At 68.0% G+C, this 5,227-nt stretch carries 6 protein-coding genes; 4 read left to right on the forward strand and 2 right to left on the reverse strand.

Going from position 1 to position 5,227, the window contains the following annotated elements; all coding sequences use genetic code 11:
- Nucleotides 1–187: 187 nt before the first annotated feature.
- Both IJH84_RS25220 and IJH84_RS25225 read right to left on the reverse strand, forming a co-directional pair.
- Nucleotides 188–655 (reverse strand): hypothetical protein, encoded by a 468-nt coding sequence (locus tag IJH84_RS25220; protein WP_295149807.1) that lies wholly within the window; start codon nucleotides 653–655, stop codon nucleotides 188–190.
- A gap of 29 nt (nucleotides 656–684) precedes the next feature.
- Nucleotides 685–1,356 carry an FAD-dependent oxidoreductase gene (locus tag IJH84_RS25225; RefSeq protein WP_200072790.1) on the reverse strand — a complete coding sequence of 224 codons (672 nt, stop codon included), beginning with the start codon at nucleotides 1,354–1,356 and terminating at the stop codon, nucleotides 685–687.
- Between the two features lie 254 nt (nucleotides 1,357–1,610).
- Here IJH84_RS25225 and IJH84_RS25230 point away from each other — a divergent pair, with 254 nt between their 5' ends.
- The 4 genes from IJH84_RS25230 to IJH84_RS25245 all read left to right on the forward strand — a co-directional run.
- Nucleotides 1,611–2,441: a nitrilase-related carbon-nitrogen hydrolase gene (locus IJH84_RS25230; protein WP_200072915.1), complete on the forward strand. Its 831-nt coding sequence runs from the start codon at nucleotides 1,611–1,613 to the stop codon at nucleotides 2,439–2,441.
- Nucleotides 2,442–2,506: 65 nt separating this feature from the next.
- Nucleotides 2,507–3,334: a DUF6282 family protein gene (locus IJH84_RS25235; RefSeq protein WP_295149809.1), complete on the forward strand. Its 828-nt coding sequence runs from the start codon at nucleotides 2,507–2,509 to the stop codon at nucleotides 3,332–3,334.
- A 303-nt stretch (nucleotides 3,335–3,637) separates the two neighbouring features.
- On the forward strand, nucleotides 3,638–4,852 hold the full coding sequence (locus tag IJH84_RS25240) for an IclR family transcriptional regulator C-terminal domain-containing protein (RefSeq protein ID WP_295149811.1): 1,215 nt from the start codon (nucleotides 3,638–3,640) through the stop codon (nucleotides 4,850–4,852).
- A gap of 15 nt (nucleotides 4,853–4,867) precedes the next feature.
- On the forward strand, nucleotides 4,868–5,227 hold a 360-nt coding region (locus IJH84_RS25245; protein ID WP_295149814.1), incomplete at its 3' end, for an ABC transporter permease.

Consider the following 5,227-nt stretch of genomic DNA (forward strand, 5'->3'; position numbering starts at 1 on the left):
CCACGCTCGCCGACACCGCCTCCGGAATCGCCCATCTCCGCAACCTCGCCCTCAACGGCTGAAAGCAACCCCGCACCACACCAACCACAAGATCAGTTACGAGACATCATTTAGGCGTTGTATTTGTTCCATTTGCTGGCAGTGCGAAATCCGCCAGGTTCCGTAAAGTACTTTGATGGGTTTGTCGTCAGCGCTCCGATGCGATGAATTCGTCGACCAGCGCGGTTACCTCGCTGGCGGTCCCGATCAAGGCTGCGTGCATCATGCGCACCTGGAGGTCCTGTCTGATCATGTAATCGAGGAAGGCCGCTTCCCGTGGTGGCCCTGCGTCTTTGAGTCGTCTGATGTCTTCGGCGTACTCGACGGTCCGCGGGTACGCGATCCGCAGGAGTTCGTGCAAGAGCGGCATGGGCGTGTGGCCAACGAGCCAGCCTCGGGTACGGGTCCTCCAGTCGGGTTCGAAGCTGATTTTCATTCGTCGGGCGGCGGCTCGGTACCTGGGTGCGTTGAATTCCTCCAGCTTCGCGTAGCCGACCCAGAACGGTCCCGAGTCGCATCCTCCGGCGCGGGCCGCGAGCAGGGTCATCGCGCTGCGGGCGAACTCTCGGTTGGCCAATTCGAGGCGGAACCCGTCGGCGAAGTCCGCGAACTTCATCTTCTTGCCTCCGATCGTGGTGTGCCCGGTCAGCCTGCGTCGATGACTTCGCGCGCGGCTCGGATGCCTGATTGCAATGCACCTTCGAAGTAGCCGATGTGTTCGGTGGCGGTTTCGGTGCCGGCCCAGTGGATCCGCCCGACGGGTTCACGGATGGTGTCGCCGTAGCCGGTCACGATGCCGGGTGGCATGTGGGCGCCGTAGCCGCCCTCGGCCCACTCGTCCCGGATCCAGTCGTAATCGACGTACTCGATCGGAGACGCGGCGTCTTCGCCGAAGTAGTGGACGAGGTCCTCGATGACGGCTTCGCGACGCTCGTCGACGCTCAGCTGGCTGTACTGCACTGCATGCTCGCCCTCGATGAGACCGACGAGAACCCCGACGCTCTCGTTCTGGAGCGTCTGGTCGAAGACGAGCGCCAGGGCGCGGTCGGTGCTCATGGCCGCGCCGCTCAACCCGCGGTGGCGCCAGAAGGGTGTCGGGTAGGCGATGTGCATCTTGATCACCAACCCCATCGGCATGCGTTGTTGCAGTCCGGCCCGCCGTACCGGCAGTGCGGGGCTGAAGGTGATGCGGTTGGTGACCGATGGCGGGGTAAAGTCGATTGCGGGTTTGCGCCTCGATGGTCCGCTCCAGCTCGCGAACCCTAGGCTCGAGCTCGCACTTTCCGCACCGTTCCGCCGGCACGCCGGGAAGTCCATCGGAATCCACTTAGGACTGCGTGCGCCAGGGCCTGCGCGGCCGCACGCAACAGGGGGCTGGGTCCGTACGGAGCCACACCGCGCCTCGGTGGCGGCGCATCGGCTCCTGTTGGGAGCGCGAGAACGGCGACGGCCGCGTTGTCGGTCCAGCAACGATGCTTGGCGGCTGCGTGTGCCAGCAGTTATGCAGCGTGCCAGGACTCGGAGGCGGCACTTGCCGTAGCAGGATGTCGGCTCGTTGGGAGAGGTTGTGGATGCGGCTGGCTTTGGCGCAGGTCGATACGGCGCTTGGTGATGTCGAGGCGAATTCCGGTGCTGCCGAGGCGGTCGTGCGGCAGGCGGCCGAGCGCGAGGTCGAACTCGTGGTCTTCCCGGAGCTGAGCTTGCACGGTTACGCACTCGGGAAACTGCCCGATGACCGGTCGATCGCGGTGACCGATGATCGGGTTGCGCGGTTGTCGCGCTTCGGGCCGGACGTGCTCGTCGGCCTGCACGAGGACGGCCGTCTGCGGCGGTACAACTCGGCGACCTACTGCGCTGATGGCCACGTTCTGCACACCCATCGCAAGCTCTACTTGCCGAACTACTTGAGCTGGGAGGAGCGCAAGCACGCCAGCCCTGGGACGGCGCTGCGCGCCTACGAGACGCCGCACGCACGGATGGCGACGTTGGTCTGCAACGACGCCTGGCAGCCCGTATTGCCCTGGCTGGCCGCCCAAGACGGTGCGGAAGTGCTGTTGGTGCCGGCCAACAGCGCCTCCGGTGTGGCGCCCGGTGCCGTCGACACCGAGTCGTATTGGCGCGACTTGCTGCTGTTCATCGCGCGAATGCAGCAGTGCTGGGTGGTGTTCGTCAACAGGGTCGGTGACGAGGCAGGTGTTTCGTTCTGGGGCGGATCGAGGGTGCTCGATCCGTGGGGCGAGGTGGTCGCCGAGGCACCCCGCTGGGATTCCGCGCTGACCGTTGTCGACATCGAGGTGCAGGCGGCGCGGAGGCGGCGCCGAGAGATGCCGTTGTTGCAGGAGTCCCGGTTCGGCTTGGTGTCGCGGGAGGTCAACAGGTTGCTGGAGGAAGGCGCGGACTGATCGCCGCATTGCCGGGCGAGCAACGAGCGTTGTCAACGACCGGGTCGGGTCCCACAGTGGTCGGCGTGTTCGACCTCCATGTGCATGCCGCACCGGACGTGACGCCGCGCCGGGCCGATGACCGGGACGTGGTGGCCGCTTACGCGGCTGCGGGATTCACCGGTTGCGTCCTCAAAGGACACTACGAGTCTACGGTCGGGCGCGCGGTCGCAGCGGGCCGCGGGCAGCCGGTGCGCGTGTACGGCGGCATCGCGCTCAACCAGCACGTCGGTGGCGTCAATCCCGCTGCAGTGGCGGCATGCCTGGACGCAGGTGGCCGCTTCGTGTGGATGCCGACGGCCGATGCGCACACCCAGCGGTCGGCGAGATTGCCCAGCCTGTGCGGTACCCGTCCGGAGCTGTCGGGCCATAGCTACGCGCTCCCGCCGGTGGATCCGTCCACCGCTGACGACGCGCGGGCGATCTGCCGGCTGATCGCGGAAGCCGACGCGGTGCTGGCGACCGGCCACATCAGCGGGGACGAGGCGGCCTGGCTGGTTCCCACGGCCCGGCAGCAGGGGGTGCGCAGGATCCTGCTGACCCATCCGAGCTACACCGTGCCCGCCATGACGGCGTCGCAAGCGACGGCCCTGATCGCGCACGGGGCGCTCGCCGAGATCACGACGTTCCAGCTGCTGCACCAGACCGGGTGCACTCCGGAAATGCTGGCGGCGTTCGCCGACGAGGTCGGGCTGGCCAACGTGGTGCTGTCCTCGGACGCCGGCCAGCAGGACTCGCCGAATCCGCCCGAGGCATTGGAACTGCTCGTCGACGTGCTCACCGGGCAGGGCCTCGACCGCGGCGCGCTGCGTGCCTGCGCGGGCGAGCGGCCTGACGCACTGGTGAGCCGCTAGCACCATCGGCAGCTGACTTCCGCGCGCAGCCCGAGACCTCGCCACCTCACCGGAATCATCGAGATCGCTCCGCAACGGCGCACGCGGGGCGTCGAACCCGGCGTGGTGCTCGACGAGGTTCGTCCAGCGGCGCGACCGCGGGAAGGAATGGGCGGGAACCGCCTATCGGCTCCGGCCGGACGTCTGCTCCGGACATTTCACTCCGAACTGGTGCGTGCGGCATGCCGATCAGCGAGGAGCTTGCCGTTGCTCGGGTAGCAACGATGGTTGCCCGCGCCACGTGCGGCTTCCACTATTCCGGCCATGAATCAGGAAAGCTCGTCCAGCGTTCACCGCGCGGCGGCCATCCTGGGGGTCTTGGGCTCGGTGGACGCTGCCGAACGGGGCAGCCTCGGAGTGGTCGAGATCGCCCGCCGCGTGCGGAGGGAGAAGACCCAGATCTCCCGTGCGCTGCGGGTGCTCGAAGAGACCGGGATGGTCGCCCGCGATCCCGAGACGCTCGGCTACCGGCTGGGCTGGCGGATGTTCACGATGGCCGCCCACGTCGGCCAGCAGCGGTTGTTGGCCGAGGCGCCGCCGGTGCTGCGCAGCGTCGTGTCGGTGACCAAGGAACGTGCGCACTTGACCGTGCTCGACGGCGACGGTGCGCTGACCGTGATGTCGGAGAGCCCGATGCGCGCCGTGCAGACGGCGGGCTGGGTGGGCCGGGTGACTCCGCTGCACACCACCTCGTCCGGCCGGGCGCTGCTGTTCGACCACGACGATGACGAGATCAGGGACCTGCTCGACGACGCCGTGTTCGACCGGGCGGGCCCACGCGCCCCGCAGGACGCCGAGGATGTGATCTCCCGCGTGCGCGAGGCCCGCGCCCGCGGCTACGCCCTGGTGCACGAGGAGTTCGAAGAATGCCTCGTCGCCGCGGCCGCACCCGTGCGCGATTTCCGCAACCGCGTGATCGCAGCGCTGAACGTTTCCGCGCCGAAGTTCCGCGTCCGGGCCGTCGCGTCCGTCAACGCCATTGCCGACGGCGCCCGTTCCACTCGCGCCATGCACGACGAGCGGACGTGGAACAGCCTGCTGGAGCGGGTCATGGCCGATCGCGCACGTCGCACCGAACTCGGCCGTTCCGAGATCACTTCACCGTGGGACATCGTACGGCTTGACCTGGACGACAACACCGACGGCTACGTCGGCACGGAGCTCTACCGCGCCCCCGGCTTCGGTTCCGGCGTCACCCTGGAATCCGCCGACATGCTCCTGCGGTTCTCCCCTGAAGCGGTGGCGCACCGCATCGCCCCGCGCCCGCTGCTGGTGGTCCACGGCAGTACCAACGAACTGCACAAGCCCGAAGAGGCCCGCTCCCTCTACGCACATGCGGCTGAGCCCAAGCGGCTGGAACTCATCGACGACGCCGGACACACCGAGTTCATGTTCGACGAGCACCCGACCTTCTGCGGCCTCGTCGACCGGCTCGACGACTTCTTCGACGACGCGCCCGACCGCGCGCCGGTGGGCTAGGCGAGCACCCGCGGCATGGGATTCCTCGAATATCTCGCCGGAAACTGGACGGAGGTCCTCGGGGCGACGACCGCGCACGCTGTGCTCGTCCTCGAAGGGCTCGGCCTGGCGGTGCTGATCGGAGTGCCGGTGGCGGTAGTGGTCTACCGCACCGACGCCCTGCGCGCCGCGGTGCTCGGCGCCACCGCGCTGCTGCTGACGATCCCCTCGTACGCGTTGTTCGGCCTGCTCATCGCACCGCTGGGGCTAGGCAACGCGCCGTCGATTGTCGCGCTCACCATGTACGCGCTGTTGCCGGTGGTGCGCAACACGATCGTCGGCCTGCGCGAAGTCGATCCGGCGGTGGTCGAATTCGCCACCGGCATGGGGATGGGC

The sequence above is a fragment of the Saccharopolyspora sp. genome (assembly GCF_017434145.1).
Classification (GTDB): domain Bacteria; phylum Actinomycetota; class Actinomycetes; order Mycobacteriales; family Pseudonocardiaceae; genus Saccharopolyspora_C; species Saccharopolyspora_C galaxeae.